The 25,843-nt window shown below is 72.2% G+C and carries 22 protein-coding genes; 18 read left to right on the forward strand and 4 right to left on the reverse strand.

Translation table 11 applies throughout. The features are described 5' to 3' along the window. The first annotated feature begins 2 nt into the window (after positions 1-2). The 9 genes from AB0D31_RS22320 (at position 3) to glgB (ending at position 11,617) form a co-directional block, all read left to right on the forward strand. Positions 3-1,841: an AGE family epimerase/isomerase gene (locus AB0D31_RS22320; RefSeq protein ID WP_362725801.1), complete on the forward strand. Its 1,839-nt coding sequence runs from the start codon at positions 3-5 to the stop codon at positions 1,839-1,841. Beyond that, positions 1,838-2,179 (forward strand): STAS domain-containing protein, encoded by a 342-nt coding sequence (locus AB0D31_RS22325; protein WP_267058946.1) that lies wholly within the window; start codon positions 1,838-1,840, stop codon positions 2,177-2,179. The genes AB0D31_RS22320 and AB0D31_RS22325 overlap by 4 nt, the downstream gene beginning before the upstream one ends. Further along, a complete protein-coding gene (gene glgX / locus AB0D31_RS22330; protein ID WP_362725804.1) occupies positions 2,176-4,326 on the forward strand; it encodes a glycogen debranching protein GlgX in 2,151 nt (716 codons plus the stop codon). Before AB0D31_RS22325 ends, glgX begins: the two co-directional genes overlap by 4 nt. Positions 4,327-4,335: 9 nt before the next feature. After that, positions 4,336-4,647 carry an STAS domain-containing protein gene (locus tag AB0D31_RS22335; protein WP_328311913.1) on the forward strand — a complete coding sequence of 104 codons (312 nt, stop codon included), beginning with the start codon at positions 4,336-4,338 and terminating at the stop codon, positions 4,645-4,647. A 17-nt stretch (positions 4,648-4,664) separates the two neighbouring features. After that, positions 4,665-5,135 carry an ATP-binding protein gene (locus AB0D31_RS22340; protein WP_362725807.1) on the forward strand — a complete coding sequence of 157 codons (471 nt, stop codon included), beginning with the start codon at positions 4,665-4,667 and terminating at the stop codon, positions 5,133-5,135. A gap of 10 nt (positions 5,136-5,145) precedes the next feature. After that, positions 5,146-6,393, forward strand: coding sequence for a SpoIIE family protein phosphatase (locus tag AB0D31_RS22345; RefSeq protein ID WP_362725810.1), 1,248 nt, complete (start codon positions 5,146-5,148; stop codon positions 6,391-6,393). A 57-nt stretch (positions 6,394-6,450) separates the two neighbouring features. After that, a complete protein-coding gene (locus tag AB0D31_RS22350) occupies positions 6,451-7,218 on the forward strand; it encodes a MinD/ParA family protein (RefSeq protein ID WP_362725813.1) in 768 nt (255 codons plus the stop codon). Between the two features lie 77 nt (positions 7,219-7,295). Next, a complete protein-coding gene (locus AB0D31_RS22355) occupies positions 7,296-9,434 on the forward strand; it encodes an alpha-1,4-glucan--maltose-1-phosphate maltosyltransferase (RefSeq protein ID WP_362725816.1) in 2,139 nt (712 codons plus the stop codon). Continuing rightward, complete coding sequence (glgB, locus tag AB0D31_RS22360; RefSeq protein ID WP_362725818.1) at positions 9,431-11,617, forward strand: 1,4-alpha-glucan branching protein GlgB; 2,187 nt, start codon at positions 9,431-9,433, stop codon at positions 11,615-11,617. The genes AB0D31_RS22355 and glgB overlap by 4 nt, the downstream gene beginning before the upstream one ends. 21 nt (positions 11,618-11,638) lie before the next feature. Here the strand turns inward: glgB and glgA are convergent, their stop codons facing one another. Continuing rightward, entirely contained in the window at positions 11,639-12,829 is a 1,191-nt protein-coding gene (gene glgA, locus AB0D31_RS22365) for a glycogen synthase (protein WP_362725859.1), read from the reverse strand. A 392-nt stretch (positions 12,830-13,221) separates the two neighbouring features. Then, complete coding sequence (locus AB0D31_RS22370) at positions 13,222-15,213, reverse strand: helix-turn-helix domain-containing protein (RefSeq protein ID WP_362725821.1); 1,992 nt, start codon at positions 15,211-15,213, stop codon at positions 13,222-13,224. Between the two features lie 222 nt (positions 15,214-15,435). On the opposite strand from AB0D31_RS22370, the gene AB0D31_RS22375 reads away from it, so the two are divergent. Then, positions 15,436-16,359 carry a transketolase gene (locus AB0D31_RS22375; RefSeq protein WP_362725824.1) on the forward strand — a complete coding sequence of 308 codons (924 nt, stop codon included), beginning with the start codon at positions 15,436-15,438 and terminating at the stop codon, positions 16,357-16,359. A gap of 64 nt (positions 16,360-16,423) precedes the next feature. Here AB0D31_RS22375 and AB0D31_RS22380 read toward each other — a convergent pair whose 3' ends face one another. After that, positions 16,424-17,278: a LuxR C-terminal-related transcriptional regulator gene (locus tag AB0D31_RS22380; protein WP_362725827.1), complete on the reverse strand. Its 855-nt coding sequence runs from the start codon at positions 17,276-17,278 to the stop codon at positions 16,424-16,426. A 276-nt stretch (positions 17,279-17,554) separates the two neighbouring features. Here AB0D31_RS22380 and AB0D31_RS22385 point away from each other — a divergent pair, with 276 nt between their 5' ends. The 8 genes from AB0D31_RS22385 to AB0D31_RS22420 all read left to right on the forward strand — a co-directional run bounded on the left by AB0D31_RS22385 (position 17,555) and on the right by AB0D31_RS22420 (position 24,916). After that, the gene (locus tag AB0D31_RS22385) at positions 17,555-17,764 is read left to right on the forward strand and encodes a hypothetical protein (protein ID WP_362725830.1); all 210 of its coding nucleotides are present in this window, start codon (positions 17,555-17,557) and stop codon (positions 17,762-17,764) included. Between the two features lie 26 nt (positions 17,765-17,790). Then, positions 17,791-19,137, forward strand: a complete 1,347-nt coding sequence (locus AB0D31_RS22390; protein ID WP_362725833.1) for an NDP-sugar synthase — start codon at positions 17,791-17,793, stop codon at positions 19,135-19,137. A gap of 37 nt (positions 19,138-19,174) precedes the next feature. Continuing rightward, positions 19,175-19,894: an SDR family oxidoreductase gene (locus tag AB0D31_RS22395; RefSeq protein ID WP_362725836.1), complete on the forward strand. Its 720-nt coding sequence runs from the start codon at positions 19,175-19,177 to the stop codon at positions 19,892-19,894. A gap of 409 nt (positions 19,895-20,303) precedes the next feature. After that, positions 20,304-21,464 carry a transposase gene (locus AB0D31_RS22400; RefSeq protein ID WP_362725839.1) on the forward strand — a complete coding sequence of 387 codons (1,161 nt, stop codon included), beginning with the start codon at positions 20,304-20,306 and terminating at the stop codon, positions 21,462-21,464. Then, the gene (locus tag AB0D31_RS22405; RefSeq protein ID WP_362725842.1) at positions 21,461-23,035 is read left to right on the forward strand and encodes a phosphotransferase; all 1,575 of its coding nucleotides are present in this window, start codon (positions 21,461-21,463) and stop codon (positions 23,033-23,035) included. Before AB0D31_RS22400 ends, AB0D31_RS22405 begins: the two co-directional genes overlap by 4 nt. Continuing rightward, positions 23,032-23,388, forward strand: coding sequence for a hypothetical protein (locus tag AB0D31_RS22410; protein WP_362725845.1), 357 nt, complete (start codon positions 23,032-23,034; stop codon positions 23,386-23,388). The genes AB0D31_RS22405 and AB0D31_RS22410 overlap by 4 nt, the downstream gene beginning before the upstream one ends. Further along, positions 23,385-23,993, forward strand: a complete 609-nt coding sequence (locus AB0D31_RS22415; RefSeq protein WP_362725848.1) for a DsbA family protein — start codon at positions 23,385-23,387, stop codon at positions 23,991-23,993. The genes AB0D31_RS22410 and AB0D31_RS22415 overlap by 4 nt, the downstream gene beginning before the upstream one ends. Continuing rightward, the gene (locus AB0D31_RS22420) at positions 23,990-24,916 is read left to right on the forward strand and encodes an NAD(P)/FAD-dependent oxidoreductase (RefSeq protein WP_362725851.1); all 927 of its coding nucleotides are present in this window, start codon (positions 23,990-23,992) and stop codon (positions 24,914-24,916) included. The genes AB0D31_RS22415 and AB0D31_RS22420 overlap by 4 nt, the downstream gene beginning before the upstream one ends. A gap of 91 nt (positions 24,917-25,007) precedes the next feature. Here the strand turns inward: AB0D31_RS22420 and AB0D31_RS22425 are convergent, their stop codons facing one another. Beyond that, complete coding sequence (locus AB0D31_RS22425) at positions 25,008-25,691, reverse strand: transglycosylase SLT domain-containing protein (RefSeq protein WP_362725854.1); 684 nt, start codon at positions 25,689-25,691, stop codon at positions 25,008-25,010. Positions 25,692-25,843 lie beyond the last annotated feature (152 nt).

A 25,843-nucleotide genomic window follows, 5' to 3' on the forward strand; every position in this document is an offset into this window, starting at 1 on the left:
CCATGTCCAACGCTGTGAATTTCACGTTCTCCGACACGGTCGCCGGGCGGGTGACCGCCTTCGACCAGGACAAGCGCCGCTTCACGCTGAGCACCGCGGACGGCCGGGAGTTCGAGGTGGACCTCGACGGAGGCCCCAGCGCCGAGCTGCTGCACAACCTGGGCGAGCCCTACCAGGACGCCTCCGGGCACATCGACGAGCTGATCGAGCCGGGCCGGTTCGTCTTCGCGTACGGCGTCTTCTACCCGGGGAGCGAGACCACCCGCTTCGAGGCGAAGCGGCTGATCTTCGTGGGCCGCGGCGCCGACGACTTCCGCTTCGAGGAGGAGGGCTGGTGGGTCCGGCAGATCGAGGAGATCGCCGCGTTCTACCGCAAGGCCCAGTTCGGTGACGGGCCCGTCGACTTCTCCCGCTACCGCACCGAGATCCGGCTCGGCGGCGAGAAGACCGCGAGCCACGTCCAGGAGACCGACACCATCTCGCGGCTCGTGTACGGGATGGCCTCGGCGTTCCTGCTGACGGGGGACGACCAGTACCTGGAGGTCGCCGAGCGCGGCACCGAGTACCTGCGCGAGCACATGCGCTTCGTCGACACCGACGAGAACGTCGTGTACTGGTACCACGGCCTCAAGGTCGACGGGGAGACCGAGACCAAGCTGTTCACCTCGGAGTTCTCCGACGACTACGACGCGCTGCCGGCGTACGAGCAGATCTACGCGCTCGCGGGCCCGGTGCAGACGTACCGGATAACCGGCGACCCCCGTATCAAGGCCGACGCGGACGCCACCATCCGGCTCTTCGACCGGTTCTACCTCGACCCCGAGCACGGCGGCTACTTCTCGCACATCGACCCGATCCTGCTGAGCCCCGAGCACGACTCGCTCGGCCCCAACAAGGCCCGCAAGAACTGGAACTCGGTCGGCGACCACGCGCCGGCGTATCTGATCAACCTGTATCTGGCGACCGGTGAGCAGAGCTACGCCGACATGCTGGAGTACACCTTCGACACCATCGTGGAGCGCTTCCCCGACCTCAAGCACAGCCCGTTCGTACAGGAGCGCTTCCACAAGGACTGGTCGCACGACACCACGCACGGCTGGCAGCAGAACCGGGCCGTCGTCGGCCACAACCTGAAGATCGCCTGGAACCTGGCGCGCATGAACTCCCTGCGTCCCAAGGACAGTTACCTCCAGACGGCCGCCTCCATCGCCGAGTCGATGCCCGAGGTCGGCGCCGACCGTCAGCGCGGCGGCTGGTACGACGTCGTCGAGCGGGTCAGGGCGGACGGCGAGGACGCGTTCCGCTTCACCTGGCACGACCGCAAGGCGTGGTGGCAGCAGGAGCAGGCGATCCTCGCCTACCTCATCCTGCACGGCGTGACCGGACGCGCCGCGTTCGCCACCGAGGCCCGGGACGCGCAGGCCTTCTACAACGCCTTCTTCCTCGACCACGACGAGGGCGCCGTCTACTTCAACACCCTCGCCAGCGGGCTGCCGTACCTGCTGGGTGTGGAGCGGCTCAAGGGCAGCCACTCGATGTCGATGTACCACTCGGCGGAGCTGTGCTACCTGGCCGCGGTCTACAACAACCTGCTGGTCAACGGCAAGGCGATGGACTTCTGGTTCAAGCCCGACCCGGCCCTGGTGGAGGACGGTCTGCTGCGGGTCGCGCCCGACCTGCTGCCGCCGGGCTCGGTGCGCATCGACGCGGTGGACATCGACGGCGAGCCGCACACCGACTACGACAGCGCAACCCTGACCGTGCGGCTGCCCGAGACCTCCGGACGGATCAAGGTCCGCGTCCGGCTCGCCGCGAACACACCTGCGGAGGTGGCCCGATGACCGTGCACGTCACCACCCGGACCGTGGGCAAGGCCACGGTGATCGCGCTCGAAGGGGAGATCAACTCCACCACCTCCGGGGGCCTCCAGGCCCAACTGCTGCCTTTTATCGTGGAGTTCGCAGAAGTCCTGATCGACCTGACCGGCGTCACCTACATCTCCAGCGCGGGACTGCGGACCCTGCTCATCGTGCACCGGCGGGCCCAACAGGTCGCGGCCGAGATCGTGCTCATCGGACTCTCCGACGAGGTCAGGTTCGTCATGAACGCCACCGGCTTCCTCGACTTCTTCAAGATCGCCGATGATCTCGACGTCGAGCTGGAACGCGCCGCGCGATGACCACCTCCGAGACGCGCGAACGCGTCGACTCCTTCCCGACCCGGCGGATCGGCGCCCACCGGGTACGGGCCGGACGGCTCTTCCCCTACGGCGCCGTCCCGGTGGCGGGCGGAATCAACTTCTCCGTCTACTCCGACCGCGCCACCGCGATGAGCCTGGTCCTCTTCGACAAGGGCTCACCCGAGCCGTTCGCGGAGCTCGCGTTCCCGCCGGAGTTCCGCATCGGCAGCGTGTACGCGATGACGGTGTTCGGTCTCGACGCGGAGAACCTGGAGTACGGGTTCCGCGCGGACGGGCCCTTCGACCCGGCGGCCGGCGACCGCTTCGACCGGCAGCGCGTCCTGAGCGACCCGTACGCCCGGCGTCTTTCGGGGCGCGAGGTGTGGGGCGCCGAGCCGGACTGGGACGACATCTACCAGTACCGCGCCCAGGTCGCCGACGACGACTTCGACTGGGGCGAGGACATGCCGCTCGGCATCCCCGGCGAGGACCTCGTCATCTACGAGACCCACGTCCGCGGCTTCACCCGCCACCCCTCCTCCGGCGTGGACGCCCCCGGCACCTACGCCGGCCTCCGCGACAAGATCCCCTACCTGCGTGAACTGGGCGTCAACTGCGTGGAGTTGCTGCCCGTCTTCGAGTTCGACGAGCTGGACAACCCGCGCACCAACCCGGTGACCGGCGACCGGCTGTACAACTACTGGGGCTACAACACCGTCTCCTTCTTCGCCCCCAAGGCCGGCTACGCCGCGACCGGACGCTTCGGGATGCAGGCCGACGAGTTCAAGTCCCTGGTCAAGGAGTTCCACAAGGCCGGCATCGAGGTCATGCTCGACGTGGTGTTCAACCACACCGCCGAAGGCAACGAGCAGGGCCCGACCATCTCCTTCCGCGGCCTCGACAACGCCACGTACTACATGCTCACGCCGCACGGCGAGTACTACAACTTCAGCGGCACCGGCAACACCGTCAACTGCAACCACCCGGTCGTCCGCGACTTCGTGCTCTCGTGTCTGCGCTATTGGGTCTCCGAGTACCACATCGACGGCTTCCGCTTCGATCTGGCGGCCATCCTCGACCGCGCGCAGGACGGCACCCCGCTGCCCAACCCGCCGCTCCTGGAACAGCTCGCCTACGACCCGGTGCTGCGCCACACCAAGCTGATCGCCGAGGCGTGGGACGCCGCCGGGCTCTACCAGGTCGGGCACTTCCCCAACTACGGCCGCTGGTCGGAGTGGAACGGCAAGTACCGCGATGTGGTGCGCCGCTTCGTCAAGGGCGAGCCCGGTCTCGTCGGCGAGCTCGCCACCCGCATGGCCGGCTCCCCCGACCTCTACCAGGGCCGCACCGCGACCGCGTCGGTCAACTTCGTCACCGCGCACGACGGCTTCACCCTCGCCGACCTCGTCTCGTACAACGACAAGCACAACGAGGCCAACGGCGAGAACAACGGCGACGGCGGCAACGACAACCACAGCTGGAACTGCGGCGAGGAGGGCCCGAGCGCCTCCGCGCACGTACGCGACCTCAGGCTGCGGCAGATGAAGAACATGATGGCGCTGCTGCTCACCAGCCAGGGCGTGCCGATGCTCCTGGCCGGCGACGAGGTGGGGCGCACCCAGCTCGGCAACAACAACACCTACTGCCAGGACAACGAGCTGTCGTGGTTCGACTGGGGCCTGGTCGACGCCAACGCCGAACTGCTCGCTTTCGTACGGGCGTTGACGGCCTTCCGGCACGCGCACCCCGTGCTGCGCGGCGCCGAGCACCCGGGCGGCGCCGACCGCGTGGGCAGCGGCCTGCCCGAGGTCAGCTGGCACGGGGTGCGCGCCTGGCAGCCCGACTGGTCCGCGCACAGCCGCATCCTCGGCATGCTGCGCTGCGGCCGGCACGCCAAGGGCGGCACCGTCGCCGACGACCACGTCTACGTCGGGATCAACGCGCACTGGGAGGCCCACGACCTGGAGCTGCCCCAGCTGCCCGGTGACGAGAGGTGGCACCTGTTCGCCGACACCTCCGCCGCCGCGGCCCACCCGCTCGGCGCGGAACCGCCGCTCGACCACCCCGGCCGGTACCACCTGGGCCCGCACTCCGTGGTGGTCCTCGTCGGCCGCGCCCCCGCCACCCGTACCAGCCAACCCTCCTGAGGAGACACCGTGACGTTCGACGCCAGGCTGCGGATCAACGACCGCGTCGCCACCATCGAGCTCAAGGGCGAACTCGACGCCAAGACCGCCCCCCAGTTCCACGAGACCATCACCAGCGCCGCGCAGGCCGGCTCCGTCGAGCTGGTGATCCGCGCCGAACACCTCACCTACCTCTCCAGCGCGGGCCTGCGCTCGCTGGTCTTCGCCCGCCAGCACATGGGCGACGGCACCCGCATCGCCGTGGTCGGCGCCGCCGACTCCGTGGCCCGCACGATTCGCCTCGCGGGCTTCGACTACAGCATCGACCTCGTCGACGCCTGAAGGGGAGGCGGTCCCAGATGGCGCTGGACTTCGGTGCCGTGATGCCCGAGATGGCGGAACCCGCCCTGCCGCAGGCCACTCTGCACGTGCCGGCCGAGCTCGAACAGCTCGACCGGATCGCGGAGTTCGTGCTAGCTCTGTGCGCCGAGTCCCGACTGCCCCAGGACTCGGTGTACCGGCTGCGGCTCGCCGCGGACGAGCTCGCCACCAACATCGTGATGCACGGCTATCACGGGGCACCCGGCGAGATCGTGGTGGCCGGGGGCATCACCCCGGCCCGGGTGTGGGTCCGCTTCGAGGACGACGCCCCCGCCTTCGACCCACGGCAGGGCATGCAGCCGCCCGCCCTCGACCTGCCGCTCGCCGAGCGGCAGGTCGGCGGGCTCGGCGTCTACCTCGCGTTCACGGCGGTGGACTGCTTCGGCTACCGCCTGGTGGCCGGACGCAACGTGAGCACCCTCGCGGTGAACAGGCCGCCGAGCGGATAGATGGGACGAGATGTCACAGACAAACGTGCTGGTACTGGATGAAGGCCGCAACGCGCCCGCCGAGCTCCTCAAGGCGCTCCACACCGTGGGCGCCCGGGTACGCGTGCGCACCCCCGGGGACGTGCTCGGCGCCCAGCACGGGCAGGTCCCCGGGACGGAGGTGCTCCTCGTGCACGCCGACGTCTCCCCCCACACCGTGCGGGCGGTGACGCGGCGACTGGACGACGAGGGCAACAGCCCCACCGTCGTCGCCTTCGCCGAACACGACCTGCATCTGCTCGGCAGCCATGTGCACGCCGGCTCCGACTATCTGGTGCCGCCCTTCTACCCAGACCTGATACGGGCCCGGCTGCGCAACTGCCATGAGCACGCGCAGCTCAGCCGAACCGTGCAGGACGTCGCCGCACACGCCGAACTCCTCGGCTACGAGCGGGAGTTGGAGATCGGGCGGGAAATCCAGATGGGGTTTCTGCCGGACTCGCTGCCCAGCCCCGACGGATGGGAGATCAACGTCCGGTTCCGGCCCGCGCGGACCGTGGCCGGGGACTTCTACGACGTCTTCGAACTCGTCAACAAGCGGCGTCTGGCCCTGGTCGTCGCCGACGTCTGCGACAAGGGCGTCGGCGCCGCCCTGTTCATGGCGCTCATCCGCAGCCTGCTGCGGCACACCGCCGAGCAGAGCGGCCTGCAGAACCTGATCGCCGCGGACCTGCTCGGCGAGGACGCCGCCTGGCAGGAGCAGAGCCGCGCCATCCCCGTCGTCGGCGCCACCCCGCTGCTCAACGCCGTCGTCGGCACCAACAACTACCTCACCCGCAACCACATCCGGCAGGGCTACTTCGCCACGATGTTCTTCGGCGTCCTCGACCCGGTCACCGGCAACCTCGTCTACATCAACGGCGGCCACAACCCGCCGGTCCTGGTCAGCGGCGACGGCGCCGAACCGGTGCTGCTCAACCCGACCGGGCCCGCCGTCGGCGTCATCCCCGACGTCACCTTCTCGCTGGGCTACACCCAGTTCCGCCCCGGAGACACCCTGTTCATCTACACCGACGGGGTGACCGAGGCGCGTTCGGCGACGGGTGAGTTCTTCGGTGAGGACCGGATGCTGCGCCACCTCACCGAGGCGGCGCTCAGCGGCGACGAGCTGCTCGACCACATGGACGGGGCGCTCGGCGAGTTCGTCGGCCCCGCCGAGCAGTCCGACGACATCACGATGATGGCCGTCCACTGGCGGCGGCCCGAGGGCGCGGTCTGACCCAGCACCGGACCCGCCTGTGCCTGCCGCGCCTCACCGAACTACCGGGTGGAAACCATGTCTCAGATCATCACCGTGCACTCCTACCGAGGGGGGACGGGCAAGTCGAGCACGGCCGCCAACCTGGCGCTGCTCCTGGCCTCCGCGGGCCGCCGGGTCGCCCTGGTGGACACCGACATCCAGACGCCGTCCCTCGACGTGATGTTCAGCGACGCGATGGCGCCGGTACGCCGTTCGCTCACCGACTATCTGGTGGGGCGCTGCGAGATCGAGGACGCCGCCTACCCCGCAGACACCGACGCGGGCCACGGCGGCCTCTTCCTCGTGCCGGCCAGGAACCGCGCGGCCGGGGTCAACGAGATCATGGGCCGCGGCTACGACGTGGGCCTGCTGCGCGAGGGCTTCGACCGGCTCATCGACTCGCTCGCCCTGGACGTGCTGCTCCTCGACACGCACGCCGGGTTCAACAACGAGACGGTGACCGCGATGGCCAGCGCGGACGTCCTGGTCATCCTGACCCGGGCAGACCGCCTCGACCTCGCCGGCGCCGGCGAGACGATGGCGCTCGCCGGGCGGCTCGGCTGTGTACGGATGAGCGTCGCCGTCAACCTCGCCCCGGACGGCGGCGTGGGCGAGCGGATGCGCGCCGAGGTGGAGAGCGCGTACGCCACCAAAGTGACCGCCGTGCTGCCCTACGCACCCGAGATGGCGTCCCTCGCCGGTGAGCGCCTGTTCAGCACGGCCTACCCGCACCATCCGCTGGTCGCGGGGTACCGCCGGATCATCTCCGAGGTCAGCAACGGCACCAGCGCCATCCGCAGGTGACCGCCCGTCCCCGACCGCACGCCGTCGACCGCACCCCTTCCCTGAGACCGCACCCCGGTGCGAGGAGGCACACCACGATGAAAGGCACCACCATGCCGAAGAACGGCAGGGCGCCCGTACGGACCACGGCGGCCGCCGCCCCGGCCGCCCGCACCGAACGGCCCGCCCCGGTGGCGAAGCCGGCCGGGACGCGGACGTTCGCGCCGACCGTGGGCCGGATCCCGGTGGTCGACGTGCGCCCCCGCGTCGACGACGGGCGCCGGCCCGCCCGGGCCGTGCCCGGCGAGGTGTTCGAGGTCTCGGCGACCGTCTTCCGCGAGGGCCACGACGCCGTCGCCGCCAACGTCGTCCTCACCGGCCCGGACGGCACCGCGGGCGAGTGGAGCCCGATGCGTCTGCTCGCCCCCGGCACCGACCGGTACGCGGCGCGGGTCAGCGCCGATCGCGAGGGCGACTGGACCTACCGCGTCGAGGCGTGGAGCGACCCGGTGGCGACCTGGCGGCACGCCGCCGAGATCAAGGTCCCGGCGGGCCAGGACGTCGAACTGGTCCTGGAAGAGGGGGCGTTGCTGCTCGAACGCGCCGCCGACGCCTTCGACACCCGTGAGGCCACCCCGCTGGTCGCGGCCGCCCGCACCCTGCGGGACGCCGCGCTGCCCGCCCAGGACCGGCTCACCGTGGCGCTTCGCCCCATCGTGACGGCGCTGCTCACCGCGCGCCCGGTGCGCGAGCTGCTGACGGTGTCCGCCGAATATCCGCTGCGGGTCGACCGCGAGCGCGCCCTGTACGGCGCCTGGTACGAGATGTTCCCGCGCTCCGAAGGCGCCGTGATCGCCACCGCGGCCGACGCCGACGGGGTGCCGCCCGCGCCGGTCAGCGGCACGTTCCGTACCGCGTCCGAGCGTCTGCACGCCATCGCCGGCATGGGCTTCGACGTGGTCTATCTGCCGCCGGTGCACCCCATCGGCACCACCCACCGCAAGGGCCCCGACAACACGCTCACCGCGGGCCCGCACGACCCGGGCTCGCCGTGGGCGATCGGCTCTGCGGCCGGCGGCCACGACGCGATCCACCCCGACCTCGGCACCCTCGACGACTTCGACCACTTCGTGGCGGTCGCCGCCGGGCTCGGCATCGAGGTCGCGCTCGACTTCGCGCTCCAGTGCTCGCCCGACCACCCCTGGGTCACCGAGCATCCCGAGTGGTTCCGCCACCGGCCCGACGGGACGATCGCGTACGCCGAGAACCCGCCGAAGAAGTACCAGGACATCTACCCCGTCGACTTCGACACCGACCCCGACGGGCTGCACCACGAGTGCCTGCGCGTGCTGCGGCACTGGATGGCGCACGGGGTGCGGATCTTCCGCGTGGACAACCCGCACACCAAGCCGGTCGCCTTCTGGGAGCGCCTGATCGAGGCGGTCCACGAGAGCGACCCCGATGTCCTGTTCCTCGCGGAGGCCTTCACCCGGCCCGCGATGCTGCACACCCTGGCGAGGACCGGCTTCCACCAGTCGTACTCGTACTTCACCTGGCGCAACTCCAAGGACGAGGTGGAGTCCTACCTCGCGGAGCTGGCCGGGCTCGGCGGCGAGGAGAGCGCGGCGTATCTGCGCCCCAATCTGTTCGTGAACACCCCGGACATACTCAACGCCTACCTCCAGTACGGCGGCCGGCCCGCCTTCGCGGTGCGCGCGGTGCTCGCCGCGATGGCCGGACCCAGCTGGGGCCTGTACGCCGGTTTCGAGCTGTACGAGAACGTGCCGGCGGGCCCGGCGAGCGAGGAGTACCTGAACTCCGAGAAGTTCCAGTACCGGCCGCGCGACTGGGACGGCGCGACGGACACCCTCGTCCCGCTGATCCGCACCCTCAACAGGGTGCGCCGCGCCCACCCCGCCCTGCACCAGCTGCGCAATCTGCGCTTCCACCGCACCGACAACGACGCGGTGGTCTGCTTCTCCAAACGGGCCGACGGCGCCGCCGACTCCTCCGGCGACGACTGGGTGCTCGTGGTGATCAACCTCGACCCGCACAGCGTCCGCGAGGCGACCGTGTGCCTGGATCTGCCGGCGCTCGGCCTGGAGCGCTCGGACACTTTCGCGGTGCGCGACGCGCTGTCCGGCGAGACCTTCCAGTGGGGCCGCGACAACTACGTACGCCTCGACCCGCGCCGGCAGGTCGCCCACATCTTCACGGACGGGAACCCGCAGTCGTGACCACCGCAACCAAGCCCTCCACGCAGCTCGCCGCCACCGACCTCAAACGCCTGGTCACGGGCGAGGTCAGCGATCCGCACGCCCTGCTCGGCGCCCACCCGGCGCCGGGCGGCACGGTGGTGCGGGTGCTGCGGCCGTTCGCCAACGCCGTGACGCTCACCCGCCCCGACGGCGCGCCGCTCGCCGCACTCGTCCACCAGGCCGGCGGGGTCTTCACCGGCCTGGTGCCCGGCGAGGGCCCCCTGGACTACCGGGTCGAGGCGCACTACGGCGCCACCGTCTTCCGCTACGACGACCCATACCGCTTCGCTCCCACCCTCGGCGAGCTCGACCTGCATCTGATCAGGGAGGGCCGGCACGAGGAGCTGTGGCGGGTGCTCGGCGCCACCACCCGTACGCACGACGGCGAGGGCGGGTCCGTCACCGGCACGGCTTTCGCGGTGTGGGCGCCGAACGCGCGCGCCGTGCGGCTGACCGGCGACCTCAACCACTGGGACGGCGCCGCGCACCCCATGCGCTCGCTCGGCGCGTGCGGGGTGTGGGAGCTGTTCGTGCCGGGCGTCGGCGACGGGGAGCGCTACAAATACGAGGTCCTCACCCAGCGCGGCGAGTGGATCCAGAAGGCCGACCCGCTGGCCTCGGCCGCCGAGTCCGCGCCCGGCACCGCGTCCGTGGTGCACACCTCCACCCACCGGTGGGGCGACGCCGCGTGGCTGGCCCGGCGCGGCACCGCGCCGGCCGAGCGGGCGCCGATGAGCGTGTACGAGATGCACCTCGGCTCCTGGCGGCCCGGGCTCGGCTACCGCGGCATCGCGCGTGAGCTGCCCGCCTATCTGAAGGCGCTGGGCTTCACCCACGTGGAGTTCCTGCCGGTCGCCGAGCACCCCTTCGGCGGCTCCTGGGGCTACCAGGTCACCTCCTACTTCGCGCCGATGGCCGCGCTCGGCACCCCCGACGACTTCCGCCACCTCGTCGACACCCTGCACCAGTCCGGCATCGGCGTGATCGTCGACTGGGTCCCGGCGCACTTCCCGCGCGACGACTGGGCCCTGGCCCGCTTCGACGGCACCACCCTGTACGAGCACGGCGACCCGCGGCGCGGCGAGCACCCCGACTGGGGCACCCTCGTCTTCGACTACGGCCGGCCCGAGGTGCGCAACTTCCTTGTGGCGAACGCCACTTACTGGTGCGAGGAGTTCCACATCGACGGGGTGCGGGTGGACGCGGTGGCGTCCATGCTCTACCTCGACTACTCCCGCGAGCCCGGGCAGTGGCAGCCCAACGCGTACGGCGGCCGCGAGCACCTGGAGGCCGTGGAGTTCCTCCAGGAGATGAACGCGACCGTCGCCCGGCGCTGCCCCGGCGTGGTCACCATCGCCGAGGAGTCCACCGCCTGGGACGGCGTGACACGGCGCACCGACCACGGCGGGCTCGGCTTCGGCCTGAAGTGGAACATGGGGTGGATGCACGACGCGCTGTCCTACATGGCCGAGGACCCGGTGCACCGCCAGTACCACCACCACCGGATGACGTTCCCGATGATGTACGCCTATGCCGAGCACTACACCCTGCCGATCAGCCACGACGAGGTCGTGCACGGCAAGGGCTCGCTGCTCACCAAGATGCCCGGCGACCGCTGGCAGCAGCTCGCCAACCTGCGCGCGTTCCTGGGCTTCATGTGGGCGTTCCCCGGCAAGCAACTCCTTTTCATGGGACAGGAGTTCGCGCAGGACACGGAGTGGTCGCACGAGAGCGGCCCGGACTGGTCGATGCTGCGGCACGCCCCGCACGCGGGCGTACGCGACCTGGTACGGGACCTCAACCACCGCTACACCGGAGACCCGGCGCTGTGGAGCAGGGACGGCGACCCCGAGGGGTTCCGCTGGATCGACGCGGACGCCGCCGAGGACAACGTGTACTCGTTCGTGCGGTACGGCTCCGCGGGTGAACTCCTGGTCTGCGTCTACAACTTCCAGCCGACTCCGCGCTACGGCTTCCGGCTCGCGCTGCCTACGGCCGGCCGGTGGCGGGAAGTCCTCAACACCGACTCCGCCGCGTACGGGGGCAGCGGCACGGTCAACGCCGGCCCGGTCCTCGCGGACGGGGAGCCGTTGCAGGGCCTCCCGGCGAGCGCCACCGTGGTGCTGCCGCCGCTCGGTGCGGTGTGGCTGCGGCCGGAGTGAGCGGGCCGGGCGGCCGCCCGGTCAGGCGCGGCCGAGGGCCCGTTCGTACAGGGCCAGGGTGCGGCGGGCCGCCCGGTCCCAGCCGAAGTGCTCCTCGGCCCGCGCCCGGCCCGCGTCGCCGAGGCGCGCGGCGAGCGCCGGGTCGGCGAGCAGCCGGTTGACCGCGTCCGCGAGGTCCGACGCGAACCGCTTGGGGTCGAGCGGGGTTCCGGTGCCGTCCTGCTCCTGCTCGATGGGGACGAGCAGACCGGTCTCGCCGTCGGCGACCACCTCGGGGATGCCACCGGTGGCGGTCGCCACGACCGCCGTGTGGCAGGCCATCGCCTCCAGATTGACGATGCCCATCGGCTCGTACAGGGACGGGCACACGAACACCGAGGCGTGGGTGAGCAGTTGACGCAGCGACTCGGCGTCGAGCATGCCGTCGATGCGTACGACTCCGTCCCTGGCCCGGCTCAACTCCTCGACCAGGGACGCTGTTTCGGCGGCGATCGCCGGGGTGTCGGGCTGTCCGCAGCACAGCACCAGCTGGGCGGCCGGGTCTAGGGCGAAAGCGGCTCTGAGCAGGTGGGGCAGACCCTTCTGCCGGGTGACGCGCCCGACGAACAGAACGATCGGGCGGTCGGGGTCGATCCCGTACCGCTCCAGGGCCGTGGTGGCGTGGTCGGGGCGGTGGACGCCGGTGTCGATGCCGTTGTGCACGACGTGCACCCGGCCGGGGTCGATGTCCGGGTAGACCCGCAGGATGTCCTCGCGCATCCCGTGCGAGACGGCGATCAGCGCGTCGGCCGACTCCAGGGCGGAGCGCTCCACCAGGCAGGACAGCGCGTAGCCGCCGCCGAGCTGCTCGGCCTTCCAGGGGCGCAGCGGCTCCAGGCTGTGGGTGGTCACCACATGCGGGATGCCGTACAGCTGCTGGGCGAGGCGGCCCGCGCCGTTGGCGTACCAGGTGTGGCTGTGCACCAGCTCGGCGCCGGCCGCGGCGGCCGCCATCGTCACGTTGACGGCAAGGGTGGCGAGGACCGGGTTGGCGTTCTCGCCGAGCGCGGGCTCGGCGTGGGCGAGCACGCCGTCCGCCGCGCGGGGCGCGCCGAAGCACTGCACCCGCAGGTCGGTCAGGCCGCGCAACTCGCGGGACAGCTCGGCGACATGGACGCCCGCGCCGCCGTAGACCTCCGGCGGGTACTCCTTGGTCAGGAGGTCGACGCGCAGGCGTGCGGCGGACGGGGTCGGCTGGGCCTGCGAAACCCTGCCGCTCTGCGGGGTTTCACCAGTGGGCGGGGCTTCACCAGTGCGCGGAATCTCGCGCGTCGCCGGGGCTTCGCCGGGCCTCGGGGTCTCGCGCGTCGGCGGGGTTTCACCAGTGGGCGGGGTTTCGCGGGTCGGCTGCGGATTCATCGGCACTTCCTGAGGTCGAAGGTCGGCTCGGGCCGCCCTCGCGCGCCCGGCAGGGGGTGCGCCCCGGGCGTGCGGGCCGGTGCGTGGGGGCCGCTGCCGTGCGGCGCGGGCGGTGGGAAGGGGCCCCGGGCCGTACGGCAGCGGGAGTGGAGTGCACGACCGCGGGGTTCCCAACGCGACGCTACCGAAGTGGAGCTGACGGAGCGTCAGGCGTGGGGGCGTGGCCGGGTCGCGGACGCGGCCTTGCGTACACCCCGGTCGCGGATCGCGTGCCGGGCCCGGTGCAGCCGGAGCGCCAGCTGGACCTCGACCGCCCGTACCGGTTCCTGCCAGCCCGGCCCGAGCAGCTCGGTGATCCGTTCCAGACGGCGCGAGACGGTGTTGGCGTGGACGTGCAGGATCTCCGCGGCCCGCGTCGGGCTGCCGCCCGTGCCGAAGTACGCCTCCAGGGTGGCGACGAGCGCCGTCGCCTGGTGGGCGTCGTAATCGAGCAGCGGCCCGACGGTGGCCGAGATGAACGCGGCGGCGTCGGGCTGTTCGGCGAGCAGCAGCCCGAGGAAGCCCAGTTCGCGCGGCGAGCCGATGCCGCCGTTGTCGCCGAGCGCGACCACCGCGTCCAGGCAGCGCCGCGCCTCCCGGTGGGTCGCGGCCACCGCGGAGGGCCCGGTGGCCGGGCCCGCCGCGCCGACCGAGACCGGCCGCCCGAGCACCGCGGTCAGCTGGTCGCGGGCCTGGCCCGCGGCGGCCGCCGGATCACCGCCGGGCAGCAGCATCACCACGCCGTCCCCGTCGGCCAGGCGAAGCCCCGCGTGGCGCCGCACATGGCCCGCCGCCCACCGCGCGGCCTGCTCGCGCGCGCCGCCGCCCTGCGGCCTGGCCACCACCACGACGTACGGGGCGGCGAGGTCGATGCCGAGCCAGCGGGCCCGGTCGCTGAGCCGGTCCGCGGAGAGCGTCGAGCCGCCGAGCAGTTCGTGGAAGAGCTCGTCGCGCAGCCGGTGCTCGGTGAGCGCCGCACCGCCGTGCATCCGCAGCAGCACCGAGACGGGCTGCGCGAGCACCCGCATCATCGGCTCCTGGCCGCTCGCCACCGCTTCGCGCGGCGCGACGACGAGGGTGCCGAGGATTTCGTCGCCCGCCATGGCCGGGCAGAACCAGAGTCCGGCGGCGGAGGCGATGGGGGCGCGGGCGGCGTGCGCGTCCAGCGCGCCGCGCTCCAGCTCCACGTCGGTGACGTCGGGGAAGTCGCCCACCGAGGCGAGCACCGCGCCCCCCGCGTCCCGGATGATCAGCGCGCCGCCCAGCTCGGCCGCGGCCCGCTCGGCCAGCTCGTGCGGCGGGACCCCGCGCAGGGCCAGGTCGGTCAGCCGGCTCTGCACATCGAGGAGGCGGTGCGCGGACGAGCCGAACTCCATCGCCCGCGAGGTGACGAACTCCAGCTCGCCCACCTCACGGCGGACCCGGTCGAGACGGCGCGTCCGGGCGATGGCGGCGGCGGTGAGGTCGGCGAGCGAGGACATGAGGCTGATCTCGCACGGGCTGAAGGAGCGCACCGTGCGGTGGGCGACGTACAGGACGCCGAGCGTGCTCTCGTTCTCGGCACACCGCAACGGCACCGCCACCAGAGCGCGCAGCCCCTCGGCGCGGACCATGTCGTCGGCGCCGCCGTGATGCGCGAACCGGTCGTCGGCGAGGTAGTCGGGCGTCCAGAAGGGGCCGCCCCGGGCGATCGCCGCGTTGCCCGCGCCTTCGTGCGCAGGGTGGGGATACGCACGTGCGAACGGCGCGGTGTGACCGTCGGACGCGCACACGGCGAACCAGCCCTGGCCGGGATCGCGCACGCTCACCCAGGCGGTGTCGAGGCCGAGCAGCAGCCGGGACCGTCGGGCGACCAGGTGGAGCAGCGCGTCGAGATCGTGCGGCAGCGCCAATTCCTTGGCCAGATCGACGAGTTCGGACAGTCCCGCCGCGCGCTGCCGGCCCCGCGCGAACCCCTCCTGTACATCGAGGGCGAGCGCGCGGGCCCGCTCCAGGAGGGCGATATGGGCGGGTTCGGCGCCCTCGGCCCGCGCCCGCGCGAGAGGCTCGTCGAAGCTGCGCAACGGCGCCTGATCGGCGAGAAGTTGCAGCAGATGGAACAGGCTGTCGTACTCCACGGTGTCGCTCGTGCCCTGCACCTGGTCCTCCCCGATCCCCACGATGGCCTGAATCGCTCGACCGTTGGGGAAACCTAGGGGTCGCGCACCGATTGCGTCAACCACATCTCGCTAGGTAAAACCCCAGTTCAAAGGGGGTAAAAGGTGAGCGGGTCACCGCCCGGGTGCGGTAAGTAGTCGCCACGGCACCTTCCTTGGGGCCTGACTCAAAGGGCAGGGTGGTGCCGCCGGAGCTCCGTCTCGACCGGCACGGGGGCGTTTGCAATGGTGAGTGATGTGGTGGACGCGATGGCGCCGGGGGGCGACAAGCCGCCGTCCGACGGGCGGCCGGCGGAGCGCGCGCGGCCGCTCACCGGCCTGGAGGCCTACCGCTCCGAGCTGACCAGGGTCGCGGCGCACGACGAACGCGTGGTCTGTCTCGAAGCCGGACCCGACGGCGTCGAGGGCCACCCCTTCGAGGCGGCCCGCCCCGACCGGTTCTTCCGGCTCGGCAGCGTCGAGGTGGCGATGGTGGGGATGGCCAAGGGGCTCGCGGTCGCCGGATTCCGGCCGTTCGTCAGCACCTTCGCACCGCACCGGGAGACCGAGAACCTGGACCTGACCATCGGCTACCTCTCCGCCGGCGCCACCGTGATCGCCCCGTACGAGGGCGCACCCCTCGACTTCGCCGCGCTGCGCCGGGTTCCGGGCCTCATCCTCGCCTCCCCGTACGGAGAGGCCGAGACCCGCGCCGTGGTGCGCGTCGCCGCCCAGCTGGGCCGGCCCCACTACATCCGCATCGGCCGCGGCACCCGCTACGTCTCACTGCCCCGGGAGGGGCCGGGACTGCCGATGGTGAACTGGGAGTCCGAGGGCGCGCCCCCGTGGCCGTGTCTGGTGTCGGCGGGCGAGACGGGCACCGCGCTGGCGCTCGCCGCCCGGCGCGCCGCGCCCATGCTCGGCCACGCGCATCTGGTCTATCTGAGCGGGGCACCGCTCGCCGCGGCCGCGGAGCGTGTCGCGGCCCGGCACAGCCGGCTCGTGGTGGTCGGCGGGTACGCGCCCGACGGCGGCCTCGCGCAGGAGCTGGCCGCGCTGCTTCCGGGGTGCGAGGTCGTGGGGGTTCCGCTCGGCCACGGCGGGCGGACCGGCGCGGCGGAGGTGACCGCCGTGCTGGAGGCCGCGGGCCTGGCGGGGCCGCGCGGCTGAGGCTCGCGGGCCTGGCGGGGCCGCGCGGCCGGCACTCGCGGCCGGTGGGGCCGCGAGGTGAGGTTCAGGAGGCCGGTCCCTGCCGTGCCGGGCCGTCCTCCAATATCTCCGACTGGGCCAGGAGATAGGCGAGATGGGCGCGGCTGCGGCCACCGAGCAGCTCCGACGCCTTCTTGATGTGGGTGGAGACCGTACGGGTGCTGATGCCGATCCGGGTGCCGATGACCGCGTCCGTGTGTCCCTCCACCATGAGCCGGAGCACCGTGCGCCGGGTCTCGTCGGTCATCAGGCGCGGCCGCACCTGCTCGGCGGTCCTGCTGACCGGCTCGGCGCGCGCCCAGGCATGGTCGAAGACCTTCACCAGGTACTGCACGACCGCCGGGTGCTCGATCAGGAGCGCCGTGGTCTTGAGTTCGTGGCGGGGGTCGGGGATCAGCGCGACGCGCCGGTCGAAGACGATCAGCCGGTCGAACAGCTCGTTGAGGGTACGTACTTCGGCGCCCTCCGAGCTGACCTGCTCGATGTAGGCGAGCGTGGGGCCGTGCGCGCGCACGGTGTGCTGGTAGAGGGTGCGCTGCTTGACGCCGCGCCGGGACATCGCGATCTCCTGCGGGAGGGTGCGCGCGAGCGCCTCCGGGTCGCGCGAGCCCCCCGGCTGCGCGGTCAGCATCTCCGAGACGCAGTCGTCCCGCGCCTGGAGCAGCGCGGAGCTGATGACGTCGGCGCCCTGGAGCAGCCGGAGCGGGGTCGCGGACTCCCGGTGCTCCTCGCGGTAGACGTCCTCCGCGTGCGAGACCGCCTCCTGGATGGCCGCGATGGTGTGCTGCTGGACCAGGACGGCGCGCTCCATGGGGCGCACCAGCTCGCTGGTGGCGATGTCCGGCGGGATCGCCGCCCACAGGGCCGGTGTTTCAGCCAATGGCCGCAACAGCCCCAACTCGAGGAGGCATTCGGGAATTTCACCACCAATCGGACCCTTGGCGAGTGCCTCCCGGTACCGCTCGAGCCCCCAATCACAGGGTCGTATCACAGTGGCTTGTGGCTTGATGTCCGGGTTTCTACACATGTGCCTCCCCTTCTTGTTTCTGCATTGCGCAATCACGATGCTAGCGAAAACCGGGCCAGGGGGTTTTTCTGCGGCATGCTTCGTCTGACGGAAGACCTGGTAGGTCTTTCAGCCATAGGGGAGGCAATCATGAACTTCAACCAGACGATGGTTCAGAGAATTACCGCCGGTCTCGCACTGGCTCTCGCCCTTGCTTTCAGTGCCCAGGTTTCGGGCACCGCCCTTGGTTCCGTCGCCCAGAAAAGCGGCGGCGCAACGACCGACGACTCGAACTGGACCGCAATTCACGCCGGCGCGCCCAGCGGCGTGAACACCGAGGACGACTCCAACTGGACCTGATCCCGCAAGGGCCGGACGGGGACGAAATGAGTACGGATCAGGAAACAGTCGGCATCATCCTCGCCGGCGGCAGGGGAGAGCGGGCCAAGCCCATCACCCTCAAGTCGGCGGACTACATTCGCAGCAAGGCGCTCATTCCCTTCGTCGGACGCAGCCTTATCGAATGGGTACTTGAAGCCTGTCGCGAACAGGGAATCCGCCGTTTCTACATCGTGACCCACGGCCTGGAGAACCGCGATCAGATCAAGCTCCTCCTCGGCCACGGAGAACGCTACGGCGTCGAGATCAGCTACTCGCGATCGCGCTTCGACCGCTACAACGTCGGCTCCGCCGGAGCCACCTTGCACAACCTGGAACAGTGGGATCTTCAGGGCCGCGCCCTGGTGCTGCCCGTCGACTCGCTCTTCGAATTCGATCTCGGGGCGATGACCGCGGCGCACGAGGCGTGCGACGCCCTGGTGACGGTCGCATCGGTGGCCCGCACCGCGCAGGAGATCGCGGCCAAGTACGGCGTCATGCGGACCGGGAACGACGGCCTGGTCCAGGGCTTCGTGGAGAAGCCGGACACCGCCGAACTGCACGAGCTCTTCCCTGCGACGGGCACCGACCCGCGCACCACGCTGCCCACCAATGCCGGCATGTACCTGGTCGACTGCGGACGGCTGCGGCTGCTCGCCCGGGAGCCTGAGCTCTTCCGGCAGTCCCACCAACGGCTCGACTGGGGCGGCGATCTGTTGCCCTGGCTGGTCGAGCGCGGCCACCCGGTCGCGGCGCACACCATCGGACGCCTCGGTGACCTCGGGAACGTGCCGGACTATCTGGAGACGGTCCAGCTGGTGCTCGACGGCGCGTACGAACAGATGAACCGGCTGATGGACGCACCCGATCCGGAGGCGCCCGGAACGCGGCGCTGGATCCATCCCAGCAGCCTGCGGACCAAGGACGACCTGACCGGCACCACCCTCGCGCAGAAGCTCGACGAGGGGACCGTGCTCATCGGACCCGGCGTCCGCATCGGCCGCGACGTGGAGATCGGGTACGGGGTGCGCCTGGAACACGCGGACATCGGCGACGGGGCCGAGGTCCGCGAGGGGGCCACCCTCACCAGGTCCGCCGTCGGCGAGTCCGCGGTGATCGGCGCGTACGCCGACGTCTCGGACAGCTATGTCGGCCCCATGGCCGAGGTCCACTCCGAACGCGGCCGGCCGGCCCGCCTGGAGAACCACGCCGCCATCGGCGACGGGGCCGTGCTCTGGCCCGGCCTCCGCTTCAGCGGCATCACCGTCTACCCGCGTCTGCGGGTGCCCTCGCTCACCGGGGTGCCCGCCGACACGGAACTGCGCAACTCCGACGACATTCTGCGCTGGGCGTGAGGCGACGCCGGCCGCCCGGCCACGGGAGAGGAGAAGCATGCACGGCCCCATTGCCCCGCACGGTCCCATCGCGGTGATCGGAGGCGCGGGCAGGACCGGCGCTCTGGTGACCCGGCGGCTGCACGAACTGGGCGCCCGGGTCCGGGTGGTCAGCCGCGACCCCGAGCGGGGCGCCGCACCGCTGCCCCGCCAGGTGGAGGTGCACCGCGCGGACGTGCGGCACGCCGCCACCCTCGCGGACGCGCTGCACGGCTGCTCCGCCATCGTCTTCGGCGTGGAGCCGGGCACCGCCGACACCGGTCCCGACTCGCCCGAGTCCACCGTCCACGACGGTGTCCGCAACGCCCTCGCGGCCGCCGCGGAACAGGGCGGACGTCCGCACTTCGTGCTGATCAGCCAGATCTTCGTGACCCGCAGGGAACACCCGATGAACGCCTACGGCCGGCTGCTGGACTGGCGGCTGCGCGGCGAGGACGCGGTACGGGAGTCAGGTCTCCCCTACACCGTGGTCCGGCCGAGCTGGCTCACCGACGACCAGTCGGTGGGCAAGCGGGTCCGCCTGGAGCAGAACGACCGCGGCTACGGCTGGGTCGCGCGCGCCTCGGTGGCCGAGGCCTGCGTCCAGGCACTGCGCACCCCGCAGGCCGCGGGCCGCACCTTCGAGATATACAGCGAGCCGGGCATCGCCCCGGACGACTGGCCGGCCCTGTTCGGCCACCTCGCCCCCGACCGCGTGCTCGAGCACCGGGTCGCCTGACCCCGGCCGGCGCTCGAACACCGGGTCGCCCGACCCCGGCCGGGTGCTTGGACACCGGGCCGCCCGACCCCGGCCGGCGCAGCCGCGCGCCGGGCCGTCCATCCGACCGGCGCGTCCCGCCGGCGGCCCACCCCGACCGGGCGGCACGTCTCCCGGTCACCGATACGACGAGGGCGGTCCCCGACCGTTCCGCCCCGTCCCCCCTGCCCACCGGCCAATCCCCCGTGCCGGCGGGCCAGGGACCGGGGCCGGCCCGGCCCGGCGGGCACCTCCGCCGCGGCCACCGGCCCCGGTCTCCGCACCGAGGCTGTAGAGCCTTCTCTACCTGTGTCCGTGGCCTCGACGATCCCCGAATTCCCGTGGAGAGGGCTGGGTAATAGCCGTGGTAGCCGCCGTACCTGAGCAGAAATTGCCCGACGAGATTTCCCCGGAGATCGTCACCGAGTTCCTCGGCCGGGCACTCGCCTCCATTCCGCGCGCCGATCAGCGGCGCTGGGGCGACTTGTACGTACGCGGCCTGCTCTCGGTCGGCGGGAAGAAGACGATGCGCGCACTCGCCGGAAACGGGCGGGGCAGCGTGGAGCAGAGTCTCTACCAGTTCATCAGCAAATCGCCGTGGGACGCGATGCCGGTACGCCGCGAACTGGCCCGCCTTTTCCAGGGCCTTGCGCAGCCGCGTGCATGGGTCGTCCAGCCGCTGGTGATTACCAAAGTGGGGCGCCATTCGGTGGGCGTGGAGCGCCAGTTCGTCTCGCAGTACGGACGAGTAGTCAACTGTCAACAGGCAACGGGCGTTTGGCTGGCTTCCGACCGTGTCAGCTGCCCCGTGGACTGGCGTCTGGTGCTGCCGGAGTGCTGGACCGACGAGCCCGGCATGCGGGAGCGGGCCTCCATCCCCGACGACGTGGGCGCCTGCCCGCCCGAGCAGTGCGCCATCGGTTCGCTGGCGGCCATGGCCGACGAGTGGAGCCTGCACAGCCGCCCGGTGGTGATGGACCTGCGGGAGACCGACCCGTCCCCGGTCTGCGCCGAGTTGACGTCGCGTCAGGTTCCGTTCGTGGTCCGGGTCAGCCCCGCCTCCTCGCACACCGCGCTCGACTGGGGAGCCCACCGCACCGCGCCGGCCGGCCTCACCGCCACGCTCAGCCGGCACCAGATGCCCGTGGAATGGCTCGACCACACCACCGACACGCTGCGCGCCACCTCCGTCGGCGCCACCCGGGCCCGGCTGCGCGACCGTCAAGCGCCCACCGAAAGCCAGGAGTTGCTGCTGCTCGGCGCGTGGACGACGGCCGGGCGTCCGGCGCCCGACGAGTTCTGGCTCACCAACATGCCCCAGTCGCAGCTGGGCACCGTCTACCGCACCGCGATGCTCAGCCGCCGCGTCGAGCGCGATCTCGCCACGTACGGCGACCCGCTGGGCCTGCGCGACTTCGAGGGGCGGTCCTTCCGCGGCTGGCACCACCACATGACGATGGTGTCGCTCGCCCACGCCATCCGGGTGCTCACCGCCCCGCAGCCGGTACGGGCCGTCCCCGACCGGCGGACCATGGAGGCAAGCGCCGCATGACCACCACCCAACCGGCGATACCGGCAGCGGAGTTGACCGAGGCCGAGCGGGTCGCCGCAGACCTGCGCCGGCTGCTGCCCTCCTGGATCGGCGCCCAGCGCTGGTTCGCCGGCAAGGACCACGCCCTGGTCGAGGCCGAGCCGGTCCTCGTCGACGTGCTGTGGCCGGGCGAGGCCGCCCTCGTCCACACCGTCGTCAGGACAGGACCCGACGACTGGTACCAGCTCCTGGTCGGCGTACGCACCGAGCTGCCCGGCCACCTCGCCGCCGCGGCGATCGGCCACGGCACCGCGAGCGCGCCCCGCGTCCTGTACGACGCGACCGCCGACCCCGAGCTGATGGGCCGGCTCATCGAGCTGCTCGGCGCCGAACGCTCCGACGCGGCCGTGGAGTTCCACCGTATGCCCGGCGCCGACATCCCGGCCGGGCTGCCCGCCCGGCTGCTCGGCGCGGAACAGTCCAACACCTCCGTCGCCTTCGGCGACCGCATGATCTTCAAAGTGCTGCGCCACCTGGTGCACGGGCCGAGCCCCGAACTGGAGCTCCTGGGCGCCCTGCGCCGGGCCGGCAACGTGCCGAGCGCCGCGCCGCTGGGCTGGCTGCGCACCGCGCCCGGCGCTCTGGACGGCGAGATCGTCCTCGGCATCCTCCAGGAGTTCGTGCCCTCGCGCGGCGACGGCTGGGCGCTCGCCGTGGCCGAGGCCCGCGCCTGCCTGACCGGCGCGTACCACAGCGTCCCGGCGCTCGACGGGTTCACCGAGGAGTCCCGCGCGCTCGGCCGTGCCACCGCCGAGGTGCACGCCGCGCTCGCCGCCCAGCTCGGTACCGAGATCCTCACCGCGGACGGCGCCGCACGGCTCGCCGACACCCTGGACGTACGCCTTGCGACGGCGCTCGCCGAGGTGCCCGCCCTGTTGCCGTACGCCCGGCAGCTGCGCGAGCTCTACCGCGACCTCGCCGATGCCGCGGGCAAGGGCCTCGCCGTCCAGCGCGTCCATGGCGACCTCCACCTGGGGCAGGTGCTGCGCGGCGAGCCGGGCTGGGTGCTCATCGACTTCGAGGGCGAACCGGGCCGCCCGCCCGAGGAGCGGCGCCGCCCGCAGCCCGCGCTGCGCGACGTCGCCGCGATGCTCCGCTCCTTCGACTACGCCGCCCACCACGCGCTCGCCGAGGTCCTCGGCGCCCCGCCAGGTGAGGGGGCCGGTGAGCAGCCCGGTGAGCAGCCCGGTGAGGGGTCCGGTGATCAGCCCGGTGAGGGGCCCGGCCGGGATCCGCGGGGCATCCGTCTCGCCCGCCGTGCCTCGGCGTGGGCCGTCCACAACCGGCGGGCGTTCTGCGCCGGCTACGCCGAGGCGGGCGGCGCCGACCCACGGGTGCGGCCCGTGCTGCTGCGCGCCTTCGAGGCCGACAAGGCGGTGTACGAGGCCCTGTACGAGGCGCGCAACCGGCCCGAGTGGCTCGCCATCCCGGTGGCCGCGGTCCGCGGACTCGCGATCGGGCGCCCCGGCGGGCTGAGCGCCGCGACCGCCCCGCACACGGGCGGGAACCTTGAGGACGAAGGGGAAGCATGAGCACACCACATGAGGCACCGGGCCGCCACGGCCCGGTGACCGCCCACGAGGGACGGCCCACGGCGCCCACCGCGTTCGGCGGGCCAGCCTGCGCGACCGGTGTCGAGACGGCCGACCCGGCGGCGGCGCTCGCCGCCATCGAGGCCGCGTACACGGGCGGCGACGTCCGCCTCGACCGGGCGGACGGCCTCACCGTCCGCTTGGAGAACGGCAGTTGGTTCACCGCGCGTGCCTGCGGCGACGGGCCGGGACTCCGGTTCACCGCCGGGGGGCCGGACGCGGCGACCGTACGACAACTCGGTGATGTGGTGCTCGCGCTGGTGCGCGGCGTCGGACTGGAGGCAGCGGCATGAACGACTCGACGGACGTCGACTTCTGGTTCGACCCGATCTGCCCCTGGTCGTGGCAGACATCGCGCTGGCTCCTCGAAGTGCGCCGCCAGCGCCCGGTGACCGTGCGCTGGCATGTGATGAGCCTGGCCGTCCTCCAGGACAACCCCAGGCTGCCGCGCGCCTACCGGCAGATGCTCGCCGAGGCCCGCGGCCCGGCCCGGGTGTGCGCGGCGGCCCGCGCCGAACACGGCGACGAGGTGCTCGGCCCGCTCTACACCTCGCTCGGCACCCGCTTCCACGAGCGGGGCCTGCCGCAGGACCGGTCCACCGTCGAGACGGCGCTGCGCGAGTGCGGCCTGCCCACGCGCCTCGCCGACGCGCTGACCTCGCACGCCCACGAGGAGGCGCTGCTCATCTCCCACAAGGCGGCCGTGACCCTCGCGGGCGATGATGTCGGCACCCCCGTGCTCGCCCTCGACGGCCCCCCGGGCACCGGCCAGGTCGCCTTCTTCGGGCCGGTGGTGACACCGGTGCCGCGCGGCGAGGACGCGGTACGGCTGTGGCACGGCCTGACCATGATGGCGGCCACGCCCGGCTTCTACGAGCTGAAGCGGAGCCGGGGATGAACGCGGTGGCCCCGGTCGACGCGGCCGTCGTGGGCGGCGGCCCCGCGGGCCTGTCCGCCGCCCTGTACCTGGCGCGCTACAACCGCGAGGTGCTGGTCTTCGACACCGGCCACGGCCGGTCCACCCACCACCAGGTCAACCACAACTACCTGGGCTTCCCCGGCGGCATCCCCACCATCGACCTGCGCAAACTCGGCACCGAACAGCTCGCCCGCTACCCCGGCGCCCGGATCGCGCACCACCGGGTCACCGCCGTCGAGGGCGACGCCGGGCGCGGCTTCACCCTGCACGCACAGGACCTGACCTGGCGGGCCCGCACCCTGGTCCTCGCCACCGGCGTCCTCGACCACTTCCCGCACTTCCCGCACTGGGAGTCGTACGTCGGCCGCTCCATGTTCTGGTGCATCACCTGCGACGGCTACGAGAACCGGGGCCGCTCCATCCTCGTCGTCGGGCACACCGACGCGGCGGCCGGCGAGGCGATGCAGCTGCACAGCCTCACCGACCGGGTGCGGCTCCTGACCAACAGCGCCCACGACGAGATCACCCCCACGTTCCGGGCCCGGCTCGCCGCGGCAGGCATCGAGGTGGTGCACGACCGGATCGCCGAACCCGAGGGCGCCGACGGCCAGTTGACGGCGATCCACACACGGGGCGGCCTGCGCCTCCCGCTGGACTCGCTCTTCTCCATCCAGGGCGCCACACCCGAGACGGCCCTCGCCCGCCAACTCGGCGTGGAGCTGGCGCCGTCGGGGTACGTCGCCGTCGACACCGAACAGAAGACGTCCGTAACCGGGGTGTACGCGGCGGGCGACCTCACCGCCCTCCACTCGCACCAGGTGACCTCGGCGGTCCACGAGGGCGCCCAGGCGGCGTCGGCTGCCAACTACTTCCTCTACCCACCGGAGTTGAAGGCGGACTGACCCGCGAAGGGGGACTGGCCCGCCTCTCGACCCCGCAGCGGTCGAGCCCGCCGATCCGACCGATCCGGCCGCGCCGGCCGATCCGGCCGCGCTAGGCGGGCTGCCCGACGGCCTTCGCGGCCTTGTCCCAGTTTCCGCGCAACCGCGCCAGATAGTCGGCGGCCTGGCTGCCCGGCTTCCCGCCCCGCGCGAACGCCGCCATGTTGCCGCCGCCCGCGTTGTACCCGAGCGCCATCAGTTCCTCGCGCGAGTACGGTCCCGTCCAGTGTGCGGGGAGCTGCGCGGACATGTCGTGCAGATACCAGGCGGCCGCCTCCACCGCGAGCGCGCGGTCGTCGGGCAGCTCCTCCCACTTCCGGGCGGCGAAGTCCCGGCCGCGCTTGGTCTGGTCGAAGGCGGCCCGGTGCATGTTCGCTATGCCGAAGGCGGCGTCGGGCTTGTACTTCTGCCAGCTGCGCTCGAAGGCGGGGTCGTGCGGCTTGTAGTCCTCGTTGTAGAGGATCGCCATGAGCAGCCGGGCGCTGACGCCCGCCTTCTTGGCGTACGTACGGACCTGGGGCGCGTAGTCGGCGGGATCGTAGGCGCCGCCCTGCGTCGACGGGCTCGGCGACGGTTTGGCGGAGAGGGCCACGGACGCCGGGGGCGACGATGTGTGCGCGGGGCTCCCCGCTTCCGACGACCACCCCAGGTAATGGGCGCATCCCCATCCGGCGAGCGCCGCGACCGGCAGCACCAGCCATCGGGCACGCCCGCCCCGCCTGTGCTGTTCAGCCATCGCCGCCCTGTTCGTGGGATCCGGGTTCCTGGCGCCCCAGTCTAGGGAGGCACCGCGCGACGGTGCGGCCGGACGGTGTGAGACGCACCACCGGGGCCCGGTCCGTGACCGGCCCGGCCGGGCGTGCGCGTGGCGGCGACGCGGCTCTGTGG

It is taken from the genome of Streptomyces sp. NPDC048361, from assembly GCF_040651795.1.
Classification (GTDB): domain Bacteria; phylum Actinomycetota; class Actinomycetes; order Streptomycetales; family Streptomycetaceae; genus Streptomyces.